The sequence below is a fragment of the Culturomica massiliensis genome, assembly GCF_900091655.1.
In the GTDB taxonomy this organism is placed as follows: Bacteria; Bacteroidota; Bacteroidia; order Bacteroidales; family Marinifilaceae; genus Culturomica; species Culturomica massiliensis.
Genome location: NZ_LT594621.1, coordinates 1,197,433 through 1,218,731 on the forward strand (window position 1 = coordinate 1,197,433; position 21,299 = coordinate 1,218,731).

Here is a 21,299-nt window from a genome sequence, read left to right on the forward strand (position 1 = left end):
GTAAAATATTGTCCTTTTTCTCTATACCGCAAAATTATAATACATTTGTTACCATTCATACAAATGTCATCGTCATGGAAGAAAGGATTCAAAAGGCTGTCGGATTATTCAAGCAGGGCTTTAATTGCTCACAATCGGTATGTGCGGCATTTGCCGACCTCTACGGATATACACCCGAACAGGCCCTGAAAATGTCGGCTTCCTTCGGAGGAGGTATCGGCCGTATGCGCCAAACCTGCGGAGCTGCCTGCGGCATGTTCATTTTAGCCGGATTACAAACGGGTACGGCCGATCCGTCAGACCGGGAAGGTAAAGCGGCAAACTATCGTCTGGTACAGGAATTAGCTGAAGAATTCAAAAAAAGAAACGGAGCACTGAATTGCAGTGAACTACTCGGATTGAAAGAAATTGCACATACAGATCCCCTGCCGGAAGCACGGACTTCCCGGTATTACACCAAACGTCCTTGCATAAAATTGGTAGAGGAAGCTGCCCGTATCTGGGCCGAATATCTCGAAAAACAACAATAAAAAGAAAATTTCATCTGTTCCTGTCTTCCAGATAGAGACTGATCAAACGGGAAACGGCATATTTTTCAAAATCATCGGCGGATACCTGCAAACAATTTGTCAAACCGGCAGAAAGTACGTTTATCCGAATCTCATAAAAACGGGCATAAATAATGCGATGAGAAAGGACATGTTTATAAGGTCCCGCTCTGCGTACGACGTGTATTTCTCCGGCCCCTTCCCAAAGATGCCGGTATTCTTCTGTCCGGATCAATTCAGGCCACTCCATATCCTTCTCTGTCTCAATTAAAGGATATTCATACAGATTTTGCCATATATCTTTGGCACGTCGTTGCACCAACAGGACATTATCCCGGTAATGGATGTGAAAATAATTGAAATAACGGGGCTTTACAAGGGTTTTTCCGGCTTTTACGGGCAAATTTTCTACTTCCCCCCGAACAAAGGCCACACATTTTTCGCGCAAAGGGCAAAACAGGCAGGCCGGAGACTTGGGAACACACTGGATAGCACCGAAATCCATAATAGCCTGATTATAAACTCCCGGACAGGAAACCAATAACAACTCCTGCGCCAAAGCGGTAAAAAACTTCTTTCCCTCCGTACTATCTATCGGTATATCTATCCCGAATACCCGCGATAACACCCGGTAGACATTTCCGTCAACAACAGCATAAGGCTGATTCCAGGCAAAAGAACAGATAGCGGCAGCCGTATACCCGCCGATCCCTTTCAATGACAAAACGTCCTCATAACGGACAGGAAACAACCCGGAAAAACGTTGCATAATATCCCGGGCGGCAGCATGTAAATTACGGGCACGACTATAATACCCCAAACCCTGCCAATACTTCAGTACCTCGTCTTCCTTTGCCTCTGCCAGTGAACGGACATCCGGGAACCGGGCGGCAAAACGATTGAAATAATCCAAGCCCTGCACTACCCGGGTTTGCTGTAAAATAATTTCGGATATCCATATCAGATAAGGGTCATTCGTATCCCGCCACGGTAATTCCCTGCGGTTCTCCTCATACCACGCAACCAAAACCTTACCAAAACCCGATTTATTATCCACAACCAATATATTTTACAAAAACTACCCCAAAAACCGACCTTCGATTTCCCGGTACGGGAAACATCCCTGTCTGCCGACAGCACATTCTCCCGCCTGAAAATTACCCGATACGGACTTTTGGGGCAGCCTGATCCCGGTAGCCCGGTCAATAAGCTTTTGCTATCAGCACCCGACGATGCGAAGGTTTACCGGTTACCATACATTTTCCCTCTTCTTCCGGACTATCAAACGGGATACAACGAATCGTCGCTTTGGTATCCGTCTTGATCTTTTCTTCGGTTTCCGCCGTTCCATCCCAATGACACAGGAAGAAACCACCCTTCGTTTCGACCAGTTGCCTGAATTCGTCGTAAGAATCCACTTTTGTGATCATATTGTTTCTGAAACCGAGAGCCTTTTTATAAATATTTTCCTGAATGTCTTCAAGTAATTTCCCGATATATTCTACCACTCCGGCCATCGGTACCGTTTCTTTAGCAAGGGTATCGCGACGGGCCACCTCAACTGTATCGTTTGCCAGATCACGTTCTCCTATCGCCAAACGTACCGGTACTCCCTTGAGTTCGTAATCAGCAAATTTCCAGCCCGGTTTCTGGGTATCACGATCGTCGAATTTTACGGTAATTCCTTTTGCCTTCAATGCTTCTACGACACCGCTTACCTTATCACGAATCTGTTGAAGTCCTTCCGGATTTTTATATATCGGCACAATCACGACCTGCAAAGGAGCCAACTTCGGAGGCAATACCAATCCGTTGTCATCGGAATGTGCCATGATCAAAGCTCCCATCAGACGCGTTGAAACCCCCCAGGAAGTCGCCCATACATAATCCCGTTCACCTGCCTGATTGGTAAACATCACGTCGAAAGCTTTGGCAAAATTCTGTCCCAGGAAATGAGATGTACCTGCCTGCAATGCTTTACCGTCCTGCATTAAAGCTTCTATCGTGTATGTATCCAAAGCTCCGGCAAACCGCTCACTTTCACTCTTGGAACCCATAATTACAGGGACAGCCATCCATTTTTCTGCAAACTCGGCATATACGCGCACCATCTGGTTGGCCTCAGCTACCGCTTCATCCTTAGTGGCGTGAGCAGTATGTCCCTCCTGCCAAAGAAATTCAGCCGTACGCAGAAACATACGGGTACGCATTTCCCAACGCATAACATTCGCCCACTGATTACACAATATCGGAAGATCCCGGTAAGATTGTATCCAGTTTTTATATGTATTCCATATAATCGTCTCGGATGTGGGACGGATAATATACTCTTCTTCCAGTTTAGCCTCCGGATCGACGATAACTCCGTTGCCGTTGGGATCATTCTTCAAACGATAATGGGTCACAACAGCACATTCTTTCGCAAATCCTTCAACATGGTCAGCTTCTTTTGAAAAGAAAGATTTCGGTATCAATAAGGGAAAATAAGCATTTACGTGTCCGGTGTCCTTAAACATTTGATCCAATTGACGTTGCATCTTTTCCCAAATGGCATATCCGTACGGTTTGATCACCATACAACCTCTTACGGCTGCCGGTTCCGCCAATCCTGCCTTGGTTACCAACTCATTATACCATTGAGAATAATCTTCACTTCTTGATGTTAAAAACTTGGCCATCTTCTTATTTTTTGGTAAAACGTCGCAAATTTAAGCAAAAAACTAAGATATATAACCCGAAAAAGAGTATTTTTATTCCGTAAACAGATAAAGATACCACACAACGGAGGAATCATGTTAAATACAGTATATAACCCCGGAATTCCAAAATTTATGGTATACTTTTTGATAGTAATTTAATAAACAAGTAAATCATTATCTTATGAAATCGATAGTATATATTATAGCTTCAGTGTTTCTCCTTACCTCCTGCTATTCGAGCCGCAGCCTTAGCAGCAGTATGGAAGACGACATCTACTATGTACCTGGAGCAAAACCGCTTATCGTTAAGGAAGTAGAAACCGAAACGGGACAGCATATCGACATGACAAAATCAGCCGGTACGACATCTTACACTCAACCGGAATCAGATTGGACAGGCAGTACGGCATCCGTCATCAACCGCCGCAAAGGTACCGTAGAACAAGTCAATACGGCAGATCTGGCTTATCAGGCAGAATCACAATTGTCATCTGCGAATGATATCAACGAAACGATCTATGAAAATACCGGTTACTGGATCGGTGGCTTTAAAGGCAGTGAGTCGGATTTGCGTGAGGCAGCCCGGATTATAGCCCAATATCCCCAAGGATTCGGCTATATTGCCAACGGTACAGACATCGCTCTCAGTCTTTCCGTAAGTCCGGACTGGAATGTTTATACAGACAACAACCGTTACTGGTGGTTTCCGTCCTCTTCAAATATAGAACTTTATTCGACCTTCCTTTTCGGATCCTACCCCAAATACATCTGGACGATTGCCTGGAATCAACCGGGTTATGACAGTTTTGTTTTTGACAGACAATTCAACTGGAGTTTCAATCTGGGTTGGGGAAATCCGGGTTGGAGTTTCGGATTCGGTTGGAACAACGGATGGTACGATCCCTGGTACAGACCCTGGTATAACGGTTGGTACGGATGGGGCGGCTGGTACGATCCCTGGTATCCGGGTGGATATTATCCGCATTGGCATCACCACTATCCTTATCCGCCTATCTGGGGCGGCGGACATTACCCCCCCTCTCATAACAGACCCGCACCTGTACGACCGGATAACAACCTGCGTCCGGGAATCGGCACCCGTCCGGGCTATGCTACGCGACCGGGAAACAATACGCGACCGGGTTATGGCACCCGCCCCGGCACCAACGTAAGGCCGGGTACGACAACGCGACCGGGAGTAACGACAAGGCCGGGAACCACGACCCGTCCGGGTACGACAACGCGGCCAGGTACCAGCGTAAGACCGGGAACGACAACCCGACCGGGTACAACAACACGACCAGGAACAAGCACACGACCGGGAACCACAACGCGACCGGGAATGACCCGGCCGGGAACCAGCGTAAGACCCGGTACGACAACACGGCCAGCAACGACACGGCCGTCTACATCCGGTCAGTCAAACCGTTATACCCGTCCGGCAACACGATCGGGAAGCAATTCGTATAATTACAACAGAAACAATACGACACGGCCTTCGTACAACAACACAAGGTCGGGCGGAAGCAGTTATTCTCCGTCGCGTTCCACAGGTACAACACGGTCGTCCGGAACCACCCGCTCCGGTGGTAGCTCTACCCGAACAGGCGGAAGAAGATAAAATGCAAAAACTTCGTTTTATACTAAAAACTGAACCCAATGAAAAAATTATATATTCTTTCGGCACTGTTGACTATGGGAACCATAGCATCGGCCCAAAATTATGAAGAAATCCTGCGTTTCTCCAGATTTACAACCACAGGGACGGCCCGTTCGGCTGCCATGGGAGGTGCATTCGGAGCCTTGGGAGGCGACCTCTCGACTTTAAGTACCAATCCTGCCGGAATCGGTGTTTTCCGGAAATCGGAGGCAGCCTTTACCCCCTTACTGAATTTCAACGATATCAAATCGGGAAACCGTACAGCCAATAAGACTTCTTTCCAGATGGGAACGCTGGGGGCAGTTTTCTCTCTGTATACGCCCGACTTCAATTGGCGGGGTTTTAATTTCGGTATCAATTATACCAATTTGAGCAACTACAACCGCCAGATGGATATCGCCGTACTCAATTCCTCAACTTCCCAGCTCAATGCCTATGCTCTACAGGCGGACAATATCCAGCCGAAAGATCTGAATCCGTTTACACTGGGACAGGCGTATGAAACATTCCTGATCAATCCGAATGACCAATTGTACTATTCTCCGGCCGTCGGAGAAGGGGAATTAGTCAATCAATACAAATTGCTCAAAGAAGACGGATATCAGGGTGAGTATGCTTTTTCTTTCGGCACGAACTACAAGGACAAACTGTATTTGGGAATGACTATCGGCTTGCAAACGACCTATTTCAAAACCCGCAGCCAATACACTGAACTCGGTGAAGAAAATGCCCCGTCCGGCTTTGATTCATACGACTTCTTTGAAAATGTCCGGATCAACGGTGTAGGTACCAACCTGAAATTCGGAGCCATTTACCGTCCGATTCCGGAACTCCGTATCGGTGCCGCTATTCATACGCCCACGTGGTATAACATGAATTATCGCCGGGAAACATATATTGACGCTTACTACTGGACTCCCGAAGACCCGAATACCGGGCGGGAATCACAAATCAGCCAATCCCAGGGATACTACGACAAATACGATTTCGATATGAGAACTCCCTGGCGGGCCATCTTAAGTATTGCAACGGTATTGAACCAAAAAGCGATCATCAGCGCAGACTACGAATATGTGGATTACGGTTCGGCCAAATACACAGCAGGCCCCTACAGCCGTTTTTACGACGAAACCAACGCCGCAATCAAGAGTACCTATACGGCAGCTCATAATTTCCGGGTCGGAGCCGAATACCGTTTTAACAGCCAATTCAGCTTGCGGGCCGGCTATAATTATATGGGAAGTCCGTACAAACGCAAAGAATACAGTTTTGTAAATTCTATTCCGGGCGGTGATAAAATCCAAACGGTTTCAGGCGGTATCGGTCTGAATTTCGGTCAGTTCTATTGTGACGCCGCATACAGCTACCGGTTTGCAAAAGACGAAACCATCTTCTATTACACGGAAACCCAGATCGACAACCTCATTCATACGGTAATGGCAGAGCCCGTATCCAACAAATACCACGAACACCAGGCACGGATTACGGTGGGAGTAAGATTCTAAAATAATTTTTGATTTACGATTTTTGATTAAACACACCAAGTCAACAATTAAAGAGATTTCAAATTCCATACATAAATATGTAATTTTTCATCCAAGTGTGACAGAATCAAAAATCGTAAATCTAAAATCAAAAATAAATTAGCTGTTTAAAAGTCTGCGAATCTTTACGCTTTTTATAAAAGATATCCCTTTGAAAATATTACTTTTGTACCTTCAAAAGTAATATTTTTTTATGGGTAAAAAATTCTATATCGAAACCTACGGCTGCCAAATGAATGTCGCTGATAGTGAAGTTGTCGCAGCCATTTTAACAGCTAAAGGCTTTGAACACACCAAAGATAAAAACGAAGCGGATATCATTCTGGTAAATACCTGCTCTGTCCGCGAAAATGCAGAGCAACGGGTACGGGGACGCGTACAAGGGTTTTCTGAAATCCGCAAAAGAAATCCCCATCTACTCGTAGGAATTATGGGGTGTATGGCAGAACGTCTGGGAGAAAATCTATTCGAACAGGAAAAAAACGTCAATATCGTCGTCGGACCCGACGCTTACATGGACCTGCCTTTATTGATTGAAAAGGCCGCCAAAGGAGAAAAGGCTATCAACATCGAGCTTTCGGAAACCGAAACGTACAAAGACATTTGCCCTTCCCGTATCGACGAAACGACGATTTCAGGTTTTGTATCCATCATGCGCGGATGCAACAACTTCTGTACCTACTGCATCGTACCGTACACGCGGGGACGCGAGCGCAGCCGCAGTCCGCACAGTATCGTAGCGGAAGTGATCGACCTGCAGAGACGCGGATTCAAAGAAGTGACCCTATTGGGACAGAACGTCAACTCCTACCGTTACAAAGACGAAACCTCCGACATAAATTTTCCGGCATTACTGGAAACGGTAGCCCGTACCGTGCCTCAAATGCGGATCCGGTTTGCTACCTCCCACCCTAAAGATATGAGCGATGCCACACTGGAAACCATCGCCCGTTACCCGAATATATGCAAAGCCATCCACTTACCCGTACAATCGGGAAGTAATTCGGTACTCAAAGACATGAACCGGAAATACACCCGTGAATGGTATTTGGACCGGATTGCCGCCATCCGCCGTATCATCCCCGAATGCGGCATCTCGACAGACGTATTTGTCGGTTTCCATAACGAAAGTGAAGCAGATTTTCAGCAGACGCTGGAACTGATGCAACAAGTCGGATTCGATCTGGCTTATATGTTTAAATATTCCGAGCGTCCTGGCACAATGGCTTCCAAACGTTTACCTGATAATGTCGATGAAGAAACCAAAGGGAGACGCCTCCAGCAATTGATCGATCTGCAAACAGGCTGGTCTCTGGAAAGTAACCGCCGGGATATCGGAAAAACGTTCGAAGTACTGGTAGAAGGGATTTCGAAAAAAAGTCCGGACGAAATGTTCGGGCGCAGCAGTCAGAACAAAGTGATCGTATTCCCTTGCAAAACAGCCAAAGCCGGCGATCTTATCCAGGTAAAGGTGAAAGACTGTACTTCGGCGACTTTAATAGGAGAAGCCGTCGGTTGATTTTTGATTGAATGAATCTGTCAACAAATCAGTTTACCCAATAATTTAAAATTCATTACAATCGATGGAAAACAGAAAATTACAAAACGAAGAACTTCACCGGATCAGCACCGAAGAATTTAAGTCGGTAGAAAAACTGCCCATCGTTATCGTTCTGGACAATATCCGCAGTCTGAATAATGTCGGTTCCGTATTCCGGACGTCAGATGCGTTCCGGCTCTCTAAAATATACCTTTGCGGCATAACAGCCACCCCGCCCAACCGGGAAATCCATAAAACAGCTTTAGGAGCAGAAGAATCGGTGGCATGGGAATACAGTAAAGATACATTACCTGTCATCCATCGTTTAGAGGCCGACGGCTATAAAGTGTTCTCGGTAGAACAGGCCGAGAACAGCCTGTCACTGGAAAAGGTGACACTTCCCACCGATGGAAAATACGCACTGGTTTTCGGCAATGAAGTGAAAGGGGTACAACAGGAAGTCATCGATCATTCTGCCGGTTGCATCGAAATTCCCCAATTCGGGACAAAACATTCATTCAACATTTCCGTCAGTGTAGGCATCGTACTGTGGCAGGTCGTCCGTCCGTGGCTAAACCGTTTCTGATCTTCAAAACACGGATCAGAAACGGGCAAACTGATGTATACAGTTGAACAGTTTCACAGCTTCTACAGCTTCTTTTACATCATGTACCCGCAACAATTGAGCCCCTTTCATCAGTGACACCGTATTCAACACCGTCGTGCCGTTTAATGCCTCCGCCGGCGTAATGTCCAAAGTCTTCCAGATCATACCCTTTCTGGAAATTCCGGAAAGTACCGGATAACCCAATTCCTGAAAAGTATCCAATGCTTCCATCAATTGGAAATTATGTTCAGCCGTTTTTCCAAATCCGAACCCCGGATCCAGGATCAGGTTATCGAATCCCAACTCATTCAGACGGGTAATCCGTTCCTTAAAAAAGAGCTTTACCTCCTCCACGACATTTTCGTACACCGGATTCCGTTGCATTGTCCGGGGAATGCCCTGTATATGCATCAGAATATAAGGCACTTTCATCCGGGCTACCGTTTCAAACATCCGGCTGTCCATCGTTCCTCCGGAAATATCGTTGACAATGACCGGGCCCAGGCAAGTATTAATTTCTTCCGCTATTTTCGCCCGGTAAGTATCTATCGAAACAAGCATATTCGGATAATATTTCCGGATCAGCTCGACAGCCGGTTCCAGCCGGGCCATTTCCTCTTTCTCGTCAACCCCGGCAGCCCCCGGACGGGTAGAACAAGCTCCGACATCAATGATATCCGCTCCCTCCTCCACAATCTGCCGGATACGTTCAATGACCTTCGTTTCACTAAGATACTTACCCCCATCGTAAAAGGAATCGGGAGTCACATTCAAAATTCCCATCACCCGGGGACGGGATAAATCGAGCACTTGCCTTTCTATTACCGGAAACTTTATCATGATTGCTAAAAATTGAAAATTGAAAATTGAAATATTATCAATTCTATTTATTAATTTTACACCTCAAAATAACAACGAGTTTTTTACATTTCATAATGTAAACCGAAAATTATGGTGGATACTTCACAAGAATATGACAGCGTAATAAATATATGCCGTGATATTTTTACAAAAAAAATGCACGACTACGGCACAGCTTGGCGGATATTACGCACAACATCAATTACAGATCAGATATTTATCAAAGCCAACCGCATACGTTGCATAGAAGAAAAAGGCGTATGCAAAGTACATGAAGGTATTGTGCCGGAATTCATCGGCATCATCAATTATGCCATCATGGGACTTATCCAGTTGGAACTCGGCCCGGGAGAAGATACTCCTCCTGAAAAAATAACCGCACGATACGATGAATATTTTCAAAGCGCCAAACGTCTGATGTTAGACAAAAATCACGATTACGACGAAGCATGGCGAAGTATGCGTATCAGTTCCTATACCGATCTCATTCTGATGAAGATCAAACGGACCAAGCAAATCGAGGACAATCAAGGCGATACCCTGATATCGGAAGGTATAGATGCCAATTACTACGACATGGTCAATTATGCCGTCTTTGCCCTGATCCGCTTATGTGTCGAGAACAAACAATAAAAACAGAAACGATTTATATATTTTTATAAACTCCAAAGTACAATGAAATTTTTACTGAATATCTGCAGGATTCTTATCGGACTAGTGTTTATTTTCTCCGGCTTTGTAAAAGGGATAGATCCGTTGGGATCCGATTACAAATTCACCGACTACTTCAACGCTTTCGGAATGAGCTGGATGAATTTTTCCGCATTATTCTTTTCTTTCTTGCTTTCCATGGCAGAATTCATTATCGGTATTTGCTTATTTTTAAATATCAAAACAAAATTAGCCTCCTGGGGAGCCCTTCTTTTCATGGCAGTCTTCACTCCCCTGACGTTGATCCTCGCAATCAAAAATCCGGTGACAGACTGCGGCTGTTTCGGAGATGCCTTGGTCTTGACCAATTGGGAAACCTTTTTTAAAAATATCATCCTATTGGTTATGGTATTGCTGGTGTTTTTCAACCGCAATCGGTTCAAATCCATTTTCAACGTCCTGGAACAGAGTGTTATTCTGACGGGAAGTATTATATTTATGTTTTGCATAGAAATGTACAGCTATCGTCATCTGCCGATCCTGGACTTCCGCCCCTATGCCGTCGGAGCCAACATCACCGAAGGTATGACGATTCCGGAAGGAGCTCCTCACGACGAATACAGCACAACCTTAAAATACAAAAATAAAAATACAGGAGAGATTAAGGAATTTGATGAAAGCAACTTCCCCTGGCAAGACACATTGAATTGGGAATTTCACAGTTCCAGCCAAAAATTATTAAAGGAAGGCTATAAAGCCCCCATCCACGATTTTGTCATTGAACACCCCGAATACGGAGACATCACAGAAGAAGTGCTGAACGATGACGACTACACGTTCTTAGTCGTTTCTTACAAATTGAGCAAAGCCTCGGCAGAAGCACAGGATAAACTCAACAAGCTGGCAGCTTATGCCAGTGAGAACGGCTACCGCTTTTACGGCCTGACAGCTTCCAACGCCGACGAAATCACCGATTTTGTTCACAAATACAACGTCAACTACAGCTTCTGCGCTACAGATGAAATTCAATTAAAAACCGTGACCCGTTCCAATCCGGGCCTTGTATTATTGAAAAAAGGAACCATTATCGATAAATGGGGACACCGGGATATTCCGGATGCCGATGAACTGAAAGGAAAAGATCCTTTATCTTTCTGCCTGCTGGAACAACAATACATTACCGATCGGTATGTGATTTATTCCCTGGCTTTACTATACATGTTCCTGCTGGCCTTCTACATGATAAAAAAATACAAAAGACTGGCAAAATAAGTCTTAAAGCAGATTATACGAAAAAATCATTCTAAACTTAATAATAAATTATACTACCATGAGAAAAAAAATTGTTGCAGGTAACTGGAAAATGAATAAAACCCTTTCCGAAGGAATCGAACTGGCAAAAGAAGTAAATGCCAAAGTAAAATCACTGAACGCCTCCAATGTACAGGTAATCATCGGAACTCCGTTTATTCATCTGGCAGAAGTGAACAAAACTGTCGATCCGGCATTGGTTTCTGTCTCTGCACAAAATTGTGCCACGGAAGCATCCGGCGCATACACCGGTGAAGTATCGGCAGCCATGGTAGCCTCTACCGGGTGTAAATATGTTATTTTAGGACACTCGGAAAGAAGAAGCTATTACGGTGAAACAGATGCTATCCTGGTAAAAAAAGTAGCCCGCGCCCTGGAAAACAAACTGGAAGTTATTTTCTGTGTAGGAGAAGTCCTGGCTGAGCGGGAAGCCAACCAACATTTTGAAGTTGTTAAATCCCAGTTGGTAAACGGCTTATTCAACCTGACGGCTGAAGAATTCGGAAACATTGTCATCGCTTACGAACCGGTATGGGCTATCGGTACCGGCAAAACAGCCACTTCCGACCAGGCACAGGAAATGCACGCCTTTATCCGCAAAGTTATTGCCGATCAATACGGTAAAGCCATTGCTGACAATACCTCCATTCTTTACGGAGGAAGCTGCAACGCTAAAAATGCCGACGAACTATTCGCCAACCCGGATGTAGACGGCGGCTTAATCGGCGGCGCTTCCTTAAAAGCAGAAGATTTTTCCGCCATCATCTCCGCTCGTTCAAAACACTAAACTTCAAAACAAAATAAAGACTGGGAGTCTGCTTTAATCATAAAGAACTTCCAGTCTTTATTTTTACGATACCTTTCAAATTATTTTCTTATCTCGTTTCCTGATACTCTATCCATTCCCCATCCATATCCTTATATTTATTGTATAAATACGGGTCCCATTCAATCTTTGGAACAAAAGTACGAGTAGACACTGTTGTATCTATCTGTCCTTCAAAATTTGTCACCATAAAAAGAGTAAACTTTACAAAATGGTTTTTATCAAATCGATAAGTACCTTCCATTGTCTCTGTTTTCGGTATAAAAGCCGCTTTTAAAGGCCGTCCGTATTGCTGATACATATCATAAGTCGTATATATATGCGGATCAAAATGATCTTCATAAATAGCTATACTATCTGCACTATTTTCATATAATAAGTTCTTAAAATATCCCGTTAAAAAAGAACTACTTCCTCCTAAAACTCCGAAATCAGTATATACTACGGGTATCTGTGGTATTTTTCCTTTATAGTGTACCACTTCCATTTCCGTCCAATATTTCAATAAATGAGATTCCAAAGCTAGATTAAACAAAAGTTCATATTTATATCCTTTAATTCCTCTGAATTTGTATGAATATTGATGATATAAATTGTCATAAGAACTAGGTTGATGATCAGCTATCGGACTTAGATAAACAATCGGCTGGGCCGCAAGATTCCATGCACCTAATGCCCCTATACGGTCATGCGAAAAATCTGTACGAAGACTTAAAATTGGTGCCGGAGACACAAACGACAACGTACCTGTAGTTCTACTATTTCCCTGGGTATTGATTTGTATATCCATTCTATTCGTCACGGTTTTAGAAAACCTCCCTGTAAAAGCATTCAATATCTTATTTATTCCCCCCTTAACAAGGGACTTTACTGATCCAATTACCAAAGAAGAAATCCATCCTCTGGTTTGCAGAGAATTCTCTTTTATCTTTCCCTCATCAATCTCTTTTTTTAACCAATTAGCAGCATAATTCCCCGAAATATTAGCTATTTCCCCCGTAAATTTACTCAATGGGTTCCGGGATGAATAAGATAAAAGTGTTCCTGAAGACGCTTCTTCATATTGTCCAAATAAATCAAGCTCTCCTACATTCAATGTTTGTGCATTTATATCCATAACCTGAGTAGCATTCGGAGCATAAGTCAACAGTACCTGAAAACAATTCCATCCTTTACGTATTCCCTTGTCCGAATAAGTTGAAAACGTCGAAGTTTCAATCACATTACACTGTCCAAAAGATAGAGGGTGGCACAACTCATTTACACAATTCATCCATTGCTGAGGATATTGAAAAAGCAAAAACCAAATACAAGTATTATTACTAACATCATTTTCCTTATAGTAATATACTTTCAAAATACCTGTTCGCAAATTATGAAATATCATATAATTTCTGTCCGGACTTGCGCCTTCTGAGGGGACTAATGTGTGAAACACAAGCTGCCAGCCATCTTTTTTCCGAATATCTATAGCAATATCGTAAGGCACATTACTATCAGAAATACTATTCCATGGTAATTTTACAGAAGCTCCGGAACCTAAGGTAATAGCCGAACAATTTTCCCAATCAGATTCGAATACTGATTCACTTCTGGCTTTTAATTTCCAATTCCGATAAGCCAATGATAGAGGATAAACATTCCCTTTCATATATTCTGCATCTTCAAAATCATTCTCACTCTCTATACTTTCACTTATTCTTTCTTCCTGACAGGATGATAAACCAATATAAAAAACAAATAATAATAAAATGCGGAAATACTTCATGACTATTTTTAATTTATAAAAAACTGATTGTCTTCTTATTTTCCGGAATGTTCCCCGGGGATACCCGTGTATCCATAATATTTTTTTATATATTTCTCCGGAATATTTGTATATCCATACCCTTTTTGTTGCGGATAAGCCATCAAAACCAAACGACACATCGCTACCGAATCATTCAACACATAATCAGGGATAACACCCGATATTTTGTTATAACTAAGATTTAAATAGGGTTTAGAGGTATCCGTATAATATTCAAAAGGTACTTCCGTATAATTATTTTCACTCAGATTCATCTGTACCTTTATACCCGAAGGGACTTTCCCTCCGAAATTATTATTAATCAACTGACACACGCCAAAATATTCCGGTGAATAATTGGAAACTTCATCAGGAAGTATCAGATTAAGATTATCCGCAATCCGGAGTTCGTACAAATAAGGTAATCCAAATATTTCTTTAGGAATAACCCCCTCCATATCAGTAGAATAAATCTGTAATGATTCCAGTTTACTTAACTTCCCTATTTCAGCAGGAATCATGCCGTAAAATCCATGTCCACTCAGAGTTAATCGTCGCAATTCCGACAAATCACCAACCTTTGGCGATAGCATTCCATTCTGAGTTCCCCAGGGAATATCCAAATAAATCACACGCCACTCCATTTCAACCGAATCCAGATAGGCACCCACTCCACCCCAGGTATAAACATTCGTCAAATCCCAACGAACAAACCAATTTTTTCCATCACCTTGCTCATAGATATCAACCAGGGCCAGGCTATCCTTCACACTGAAATGAGGTTGTACTGGAGGCGGTTCAAATTTTTCTTTATCGTTATCACAAGCCTGAATAAACAAAGAAAAAAATAGGACAAAAATGCTATACCTTAAATATTTCATATATCAAAATCATAAACATATGTTTACAATAGTAAATAAAAAAGATATATTAACAAAATTTATTCCTATATTTTCTAATCAATCAAATTAATTTTCAATAGATTATTACTTTCTTATTCTTATTAATATCATTTTTCTGTTATTTTCATGCAGCAAATTCATATCTTATACGTCATATAGTCAGAAAGCAGTAAAATGAGCGATTACAACATCATACGACGACAATGCCAAAAAGGTGACAGACGGGCCCAACTCGAATTTTATATGCTATTTTATAAAAGCGTATACAATTGTTGCTTCCGTATACTGGGTAATCCCCAGGAATCGGAAGAGGTTATGCAGGAAACCTTTTTAAAGGTGCTCGACAAAATTGACGAGTACACGGGAGATGCCGATAGTATGAAACGTATCCTCAAACGTATTGCCATCAATCGGTCGATAGACATCTGTCGAAAACGCAAAATTCGTTTTATAGAATTAAACGAAGGAGTGGAATACACTGACGAACCGGAAGAAGAGGAACACATCGAAATGCAACTGGAAGCCATCCATAAAATGATGCAGCTTTTACCGCAAGGTTACCGGATGATCCTGAATCTGCATCTGATAGAAAACCTGGATTACGCAGACATTGCGGTACAACTCCAGATTTCACCTTCCACTGTCCGTTCACAATATATCCGGGCCAAGCAAAAATTAGTTCAACTTATAAAAGAACATTATCCCCATGAGCAATTCATTGGATGAACAAATCAGAAAACAGGCAGGAATGCTTGACAATGCACTTCCGCCTATGGGACACTTCGAACGTTTCGAACAGCGTCTCGAACGCCACGAAAAAAAGAAACACACACACTGGCGCAGATGGATAATAACGACAAGCGCCGCTGCAGCCATTGCACTTATCCTCATGTTCCAATATTCCCGTCCCCGGCAAGCGATGTCTTATCCGGAATCGATACAGGAAGTTACAGCCTATTACAACCGGCAATTGCAGGATGAAATCGGCAAAGTGAGAGAAGAAACCGATCATATCACGGACCTTCAGTCTCAACGGGAAGTGCGGGACAATATTGAGGACATGCAAATTAAATTCCAGAAATGGGGTGCATCTTTGCCCAGGATGTCTGAAGAAGATCATATTGCATTAATCGTACTCCGCTACAACGCAGAAATGGAATCCCTGCAACGCATACGCGCCATTTTAGAGGATATTCCAAATAATCAACAACATAAATTATAAAACTATGAAAAACACATTCTTATTATTCGTGCTCTGCCTGTTGTTCTCAGCAAGCCACGCTTCCGCCAACACTCATGAAATAAAACGAGTGATTACCAAACAATTCAATGTTTCTGCCGGTAGTGAACTGGACATAAATAACAAATACGGAAATATTGTCATCAACGCATGGAATAAAGAGGTCATCGATTTTTCCATCGAGATCATCGGTAAAGGAGACAAGGAGAAAATAGCCCAACAAATGGCTGACCGGGTATCTATCGATTTCAACCAGACCGGAAGAAGAGTTTCCGCTCAAACCAATTTCGAACAACAACGGAATTTCAATTGTAACAACTGTGGAACAACGGTAAATTATACGGTCAATGTACCTGCTTCCGTCTACCTGAACCTGATCAACAAATACGGAAACATCCGGCTGGATGAAACGACACAGACCTTCAAAGCTGATGTCAAATACGGTAATATTTACGCCAGCCGCCTATCGGGGAAAGACAACTCCATTATTCTCAAATACGGAAACCTGGAACTGGGTGAAACCGGGAAACTGACACTCGACATAAAATACGGCAATGTCCGGATAGACAAAATCGACGACTGGAATTTAAATTGTGCGTATTCTAATCTTTCGTCGACGGAAATCGGTACATTGAGAGCCGACTCCAAATACGACAACTACAAAATCGGGAATATCGGAACCCTTTTTATCAATACAGCCTATAGCAATATCACCATCAACCAATTATCCGACAGACTCGAAGCCCTCAGTTTGAGATACTGTAAAGTGAAAATAGACGGTTTATCCGAAAATTTCAAAGCCATAACGATTGATGCCACTTATACTCCGGTCCGGATCAACCTGACAAATAACATCATATTTAAAGCCGATCTATCCAGTCATTATGGAAATATCCGTACAAACGGCCTGAAATTCTCAGATGTAACCCTCGACGACAGCAGCGACCGTTATACGAAACAAATCAAAGGCATTGCTTCGTTCGGTAATACCGGAACTCCGACTGCCACGATAAAAATTGCAACAACCTATTCCGATATTGTACTCAGTAAATAACCACCGAAGACCGGTTAATGCTTTTAAAAAGGCATTAACCGGTTATTTCACGGCCATAGGCCAGCATTTGCTCCAAAAAATCTCCCGGATACCCGATCTTTACATCCGTCACCTTCCCTCCTTCTTCAACAAGCGTATACTCCGGATTAATAAAACCCGCATAAGGAGGAATATGTAATTTTTCATAACGGTCCAGCACTTCCCGATGCAGCTCCATATCGATTCTTACACCGTAATTTTCCACTAAATCCCTGGCCTTCGTATAATCGCCTTCCGATTTAATACGTTGCACTTCTGCCAGTAACCTTCCGAATAAAATACGTAAAGCTTCATAATCACGTATGACGAAATAAGTTTTATTCTCCTGCACAACCCGTTCAATGACATTTCTTTCCTTCCCTTGCTCATATACCCAGGCAGCTATCAATTGCCGGTTACGCATATGCGATTCTTCAAGGCTGTTTCCGGGTTTTATCCGGGTCAGTTGTGTCAACAGTCCATTACGGATATAACTGTTATACTCACAACGAGCTACTTCCGGAGAAGAAACAATTCCCAACTCAACCAGTTTGGGATCCATAATATAATACAAAGCGAATAAATCGGCTCTCGCTTCCTCCAAGGTAGAATAATAATTTTTCAAAGCATCCGTCGTTACGCCGGTCAACATCTTGCCGGAGCCATGTCCCAAACATTCATGCAAATCCGTATGGATATTACCGGCTTCATAACCGTATTTCTCTGCCAGCTTTTTCTCTTCCTCCGAAAATGCAAATTCATCCGTTACCCCACTCCCTATTGAAGCCCGGTGATAAGCATAAGTGATATTATCCAGCGTAACCGACTTACTTCCGTATGTCTCCCGTATCCATTCGGCATTCGGCAAATTAATACCGATAGGCGTTGCCGGATGACAGTCGCCTCCCAGCATGGCAACCTGCATCACCCGGGCCGTAATACCGGATATTTCAGTTTTTTTAAACCGGTCATCCGTAGGAGCGTGTTTTTCAAACCAAAGGGCATTTTCAGCCAATTTCCGGGTCCGGCTGCAAGCCTGCGCATCGACAATCTCTACCACAGACTCCCAACTGGCTTTATAAGCCAAAGGATCTCCGTATACCTCTATAAATCCGTTTATAAAATCAACATTTGCTTTTCCTTCTTTAACCCAAGCTATCGAATACTTATCGAAAACCTTTAGATCGCCGGTACGGTAAAACTCCAACAATAAGCCGATCACCTGCTTTTGTTCTTCATTGGCAGCATAAGGCAAAGCCTGCTCCAGATATCCCATAATCCGACGGATTTCCCTACCGTATTTTCCATCTGCTTTCCATACCTGCTCTTTTACTTCCCCCTCCACCTTAACTAAAGTAGAATTCAAAGGATGCCTTGTTTCCGGTTCTTTCCGGTTATTATAGAAATCCTCCACTTCCTGCTGGGTGACGTTTTCATAATAATTATTAGCTGAATTGACTATCAAATCCCGGCTACCGTCAGACGCTACCCGCTTTGCCATATATCCCGGATCGAACACAACGCTTCTCAGTTCCTCGAACACAGCTCCCTGTCCGGTCTGCTCCAGCAACAGGCGGAAATAGGATTCCGGAAATGCCGGAATAAATTTATCCATGGAATAATGATGATGAATACCGTTGGCAAAAAATACTTTCTTGGCATAAAGCAAAAATGCCTGAAATTCAGCAACCGAACGATCCCCCTCATACTTGCATATAATACGCTCCAATACTTTACGTATCCGAAGATTATATCTGTTGTTCTGATCCCATAGAATATCCCGCCCGGCCAAAGCCGCCCGGCTAAGATAATAGACAAACAACTTTTCCTGTAAAGGCAAGGTCTCAAATACATCCACCCGATAGCGGAGTATGCGGATATCATCAAACTCTTCTGCTATGTAATTATCGAAGTTCATTTCCGGTATTTTTTATTTTTACTTTATCGGTAAACCACCATTCTCCCTTTCTCAATTCGAGAGCATTCACCTCTCCGTCCGGACCGTAAAACATGAAATAATCCGCATACCGGGACTCTGCCGGAGACAAGTGATCGAAAATAATACGTTTTCCTTTGCGGTCGTGTTTCAACATCATATTTACTTCCTTTCCGTATTCGAAAACAAGGAAAGCGGTCCGGCGATTACCCTTCCGCAACAACCGACGGTTGAAATTTACCTTGCCGTTCGCTGCAAAATCCACCACCCACAATCCTTTACGGTTTGTTTTAGCCGTTTCACTCCATCCGAAAAGTATATAGCTATATTTTTTACCCGTTTTAAAGGCCAGCCAATCATAAAACAAATAATCCGGAATCTCCGTCTGTTCTCCGGGCAAATAACGCCACACCACATCTTTCCGGATACCTCCGAACTTAAAAACATGATAAAAAGCCGCCCCTTCCGTCAATTGTACCTGCCAGGAAAACATTTCAGCCCCGGTCAACGGACTTTTCTTATAATTCAGGTATTTAACCGGCCGGAGCAAATCATAATCCGCCGGTTTCAGTACTGTCAATAACCGTCCCAATTCATCTGCATAGCTGATTTTCAAGCTATCGGTCTCTGCCTTTACCAATTCGGTCATCAACGTATCGGCCCGGCGCTGAACGTTACTCTGTGCATATCCGGCATTCCCGTATACAACCAGCAATCCGGCAACCAATAATTTTCCAACACGACTAAACATATTGTTCTTCAACATCATCCCGGTACTAATTTACGACTTTCGATTTACAATGCGGTTTCAACATAAACGCTCGTTCCCCGATTCAATTTAAAATCTACAATCCGATTTCCTCTTTTTCCTCAAACCTCTCCAATATCTGCTTCGAAGATTTTATCGAATGCTTATACCATTGCAAAGCCACTCTCACCTGTTCGGCTTCATCCAGATGCCAGTTTATGGCGCTCGTTTTCAAACGCTGAACAACACTGTACATGATTAAAGCAGCACATACACTTACATTCAAACTCTCTGTAAAGCCATACATCGGGACTTTTACAAATTCATCGGCCTCATTTATTACGGTTTCCGACAAACCCGTCAATTCCGTTCCGAAGAAAAAAGCCATTTTCCCCTTCTGCAAATCCAGATCATCGATCAATACATCCTGGGTGTGGGGAGTTGTTGCAATAATCCGGTAACCGGCTTCACGGAGCTGCCGGATTGCTGCCGGTGTATTGTTTTGTTCCCCTCTATACCGATGAAGAGTCAGCCATTCACGGGCCCCTTGAGAAACCGTCGAACTGACATCATAACAATTCCGGTTCTCGATTATATGTATATGTTGAAGCCCCATACAATCGGCTGTCCGCATCACAGCGCTTTGATTATGGGACTGGTATAAATCTTCCAGCACAACTGTGACATAATCTGTCCTTTCCTGAAGCAAACGATCAAATAAATGGTTTCTTTCGTCCGTTACAAAATTTTTGAGGTACTCCAGTTGTTCTCTTTCGGTTCTCATGATCTCAAACTTACACTTCTTTCATTTCGCAAAAATATTTCCACAAAGGAGCGGCATGCATGGATTGCACAATCTCACCTTTTTGAAGCATTTCTTTTACTTCCTGAACATCCAGTAATTCGATCGCAATATCTTCTGTCATTTCCTGATGTGGCTCTGAAATCTTTTCAATATCCGTGGCCAGAAAACAATACGACAAATTGGTATGCGTTCCCGGATTAGCAGACATGGTCATAAAATGCGACCAATTTCCCCGGCCATAACCGGTTTCTTCCCAAAGCTCCCGTTTAGCCGCTTCCAGATAAGTCTCGTCAGAATCCTCTGCAACTCCTGCACACAACTCATACGAAACTTTTCCCAAAGCATGACGATACTGGCGCTCCATCAACATTTTACCCTCTTTGGTGACACCGATAACACAAATCCATGCCGGATATTCCAATACATAGTAGGAAGGAATAATGCTGCCATTGGGCAACTTAACCCGATCCTTACGAACAGTAAGCCAAGGTTCCCGAAAAAGATATTCGGAACCAAGTACATTCCAGGGTAATATTTCTTTCTTTTTCATCTTCTTTTCA

General features: G+C 43.1%; 20 protein-coding genes. 11 read left to right on the plus strand and 9 right to left on the minus strand.

Annotated features, from left to right (window positions below):
* Window positions 1–74 precede the first annotated feature (74 nt).
* Window positions 75–530, plus strand: a complete 456-nt coding sequence (locus BN8908_RS06230) for a C-GCAxxG-C-C family protein (RefSeq protein WP_068689705.1) — start codon at window positions 75–77, stop codon at window positions 528–530.
* A gap of 10 nt (window positions 531–540) precedes the next feature.
* On the opposite strand, the gene mutY is transcribed toward BN8908_RS06230, so the two are convergent.
* Together mutY and proS are read right to left on the minus strand one after the other, a co-directional pair.
* Entirely contained in the window at window positions 541–1,614 is a 1,074-nt protein-coding gene (gene mutY / locus BN8908_RS06235; protein ID WP_068689707.1) for an A/G-specific adenine glycosylase, read from the minus strand.
* A gap of 136 nt (window positions 1,615–1,750) precedes the next feature.
* Window positions 1,751–3,226 (minus strand): proline--tRNA ligase, encoded by a 1,476-nt coding sequence (gene proS / locus BN8908_RS06240; RefSeq protein WP_068689709.1) that lies wholly within the window; start codon window positions 3,224–3,226, stop codon window positions 1,751–1,753.
* Window positions 3,227–3,428: 202 nt separating this feature from the next.
* Between proS and BN8908_RS06245 the strand changes: the two genes are divergently transcribed.
* From BN8908_RS06245 to BN8908_RS06260, 4 genes are all read left to right on the plus strand, one after another.
* On the plus strand, window positions 3,429–4,868 hold the full coding sequence (locus tag BN8908_RS06245) for a hypothetical protein (RefSeq protein WP_068689714.1): 1,440 nt from the start codon (window positions 3,429–3,431) through the stop codon (window positions 4,866–4,868).
* Window positions 4,869–4,906: 38 nt separating this feature from the next.
* The gene (locus BN8908_RS06250) at window positions 4,907–6,412 is read left to right on the plus strand and encodes an OmpP1/FadL family transporter (protein ID WP_068689716.1); all 1,506 of its coding nucleotides are present in this window, start codon (window positions 4,907–4,909) and stop codon (window positions 6,410–6,412) included.
* 232 nt (window positions 6,413–6,644) lie between these two features.
* Window positions 6,645–7,970, plus strand: coding sequence for a tRNA (N6-isopentenyl adenosine(37)-C2)-methylthiotransferase MiaB (gene miaB / locus BN8908_RS06255; RefSeq protein WP_068689718.1), 1,326 nt, complete (start codon window positions 6,645–6,647; stop codon window positions 7,968–7,970).
* A gap of 64 nt (window positions 7,971–8,034) precedes the next feature.
* Complete coding sequence (locus BN8908_RS06260) at window positions 8,035–8,577, plus strand: RNA methyltransferase (RefSeq protein WP_068689719.1); 543 nt, start codon at window positions 8,035–8,037, stop codon at window positions 8,575–8,577.
* 15 nt (window positions 8,578–8,592) lie between these two features.
* Here the strand turns inward: BN8908_RS06260 and folP are convergent, their stop codons facing one another.
* On the minus strand, window positions 8,593–9,438 hold the full coding sequence (gene folP, locus BN8908_RS06265) for a dihydropteroate synthase (RefSeq protein WP_068689721.1): 846 nt from the start codon (window positions 9,436–9,438) through the stop codon (window positions 8,593–8,595).
* A 111-nt stretch (window positions 9,439–9,549) separates the two neighbouring features.
* Between folP and BN8908_RS06270 the strand changes: the two genes are divergently transcribed.
* From BN8908_RS06270 to tpiA, 3 genes are read left to right on the plus strand one after another with little or no spacing between them, the layout of a single operon-like run.
* Window positions 9,550–10,092: a DUF1599 domain-containing protein gene (locus tag BN8908_RS06270; protein ID WP_021988969.1), complete on the plus strand. Its 543-nt coding sequence runs from the start codon at window positions 9,550–9,552 to the stop codon at window positions 10,090–10,092.
* Between the two features lie 42 nt (window positions 10,093–10,134).
* Window positions 10,135–11,382 carry a BT_3928 family protein gene (locus BN8908_RS06275; protein WP_068689723.1) on the plus strand — a complete coding sequence of 416 codons (1,248 nt, stop codon included), beginning with the start codon at window positions 10,135–10,137 and terminating at the stop codon, window positions 11,380–11,382.
* A 58-nt stretch (window positions 11,383–11,440) separates the two neighbouring features.
* Window positions 11,441–12,208, plus strand: coding sequence for a triose-phosphate isomerase (tpiA, locus tag BN8908_RS06280; RefSeq protein WP_068689725.1), 768 nt, complete (start codon window positions 11,441–11,443; stop codon window positions 12,206–12,208).
* An 88-nt stretch (window positions 12,209–12,296) separates the two neighbouring features.
* On the opposite strand, the gene BN8908_RS06285 is transcribed toward tpiA, so the two are convergent.
* Both BN8908_RS06285 and BN8908_RS06290 read right to left on the minus strand, forming a co-directional pair.
* Window positions 12,297–14,015 (minus strand): hypothetical protein, encoded by a 1,719-nt coding sequence (locus BN8908_RS06285; RefSeq protein ID WP_068689727.1) that lies wholly within the window; start codon window positions 14,013–14,015, stop codon window positions 12,297–12,299.
* A gap of 35 nt (window positions 14,016–14,050) precedes the next feature.
* The gene (locus BN8908_RS06290; RefSeq protein ID WP_068689729.1) at window positions 14,051–14,917 is read right to left on the minus strand and encodes a hypothetical protein; all 867 of its coding nucleotides are present in this window, start codon (window positions 14,915–14,917) and stop codon (window positions 14,051–14,053) included.
* Between the two features lie 195 nt (window positions 14,918–15,112).
* Between BN8908_RS06290 and BN8908_RS06295 the strand changes: the two genes are divergently transcribed.
* Genes BN8908_RS06295 through BN8908_RS06305 form a run of 3 tightly spaced genes read left to right on the plus strand, consistent with a single transcriptional unit; the run spans window position 15,113 to window position 17,232 of the window.
* Window positions 15,113–15,664 carry an RNA polymerase sigma factor gene (locus tag BN8908_RS06295; protein WP_021988974.1) on the plus strand — a complete coding sequence of 184 codons (552 nt, stop codon included), beginning with the start codon at window positions 15,113–15,115 and terminating at the stop codon, window positions 15,662–15,664.
* Window positions 15,645–16,160, plus strand: a complete 516-nt coding sequence (locus tag BN8908_RS06300; RefSeq protein ID WP_068689731.1) for a hypothetical protein — start codon at window positions 15,645–15,647, stop codon at window positions 16,158–16,160. Before BN8908_RS06295 ends, BN8908_RS06300 begins: the two co-directional genes overlap by 20 nt.
* 4 nt (window positions 16,161–16,164) lie before the next feature.
* Window positions 16,165–17,232 (plus strand): DUF4097 family beta strand repeat-containing protein, encoded by a 1,068-nt coding sequence (locus BN8908_RS06305; protein WP_021988976.1) that lies wholly within the window; start codon window positions 16,165–16,167, stop codon window positions 17,230–17,232.
* Between the two features lie 34 nt (window positions 17,233–17,266).
* On the opposite strand, the gene BN8908_RS06310 is transcribed toward BN8908_RS06305, so the two are convergent.
* The 4 genes from BN8908_RS06310 to BN8908_RS06325 form a co-directional block, all read right to left on the minus strand.
* Window positions 17,267–19,168, minus strand: a complete 1,902-nt coding sequence (locus tag BN8908_RS06310; protein WP_068689734.1) for a dipeptidyl-peptidase 3 family protein — start codon at window positions 19,166–19,168, stop codon at window positions 17,267–17,269.
* Window positions 19,155–19,955, minus strand: coding sequence for a hypothetical protein (locus BN8908_RS06315; protein WP_068689736.1), 801 nt, complete (start codon window positions 19,953–19,955; stop codon window positions 19,155–19,157). The genes BN8908_RS06310 and BN8908_RS06315 overlap by 14 nt, the downstream gene beginning before the upstream one ends.
* Before the next feature lie 76 nt (window positions 19,956–20,031).
* Window positions 20,032–20,718 (minus strand): TrmH family RNA methyltransferase, encoded by a 687-nt coding sequence (locus BN8908_RS06320; protein ID WP_068689738.1) that lies wholly within the window; start codon window positions 20,716–20,718, stop codon window positions 20,032–20,034.
* A 10-nt stretch (window positions 20,719–20,728) separates the two neighbouring features.
* On the minus strand, window positions 20,729–21,289 hold the full coding sequence (locus tag BN8908_RS06325) for an NUDIX hydrolase (RefSeq protein WP_021988980.1): 561 nt from the start codon (window positions 21,287–21,289) through the stop codon (window positions 20,729–20,731).
* Window positions 21,290–21,299 lie beyond the last annotated feature (10 nt).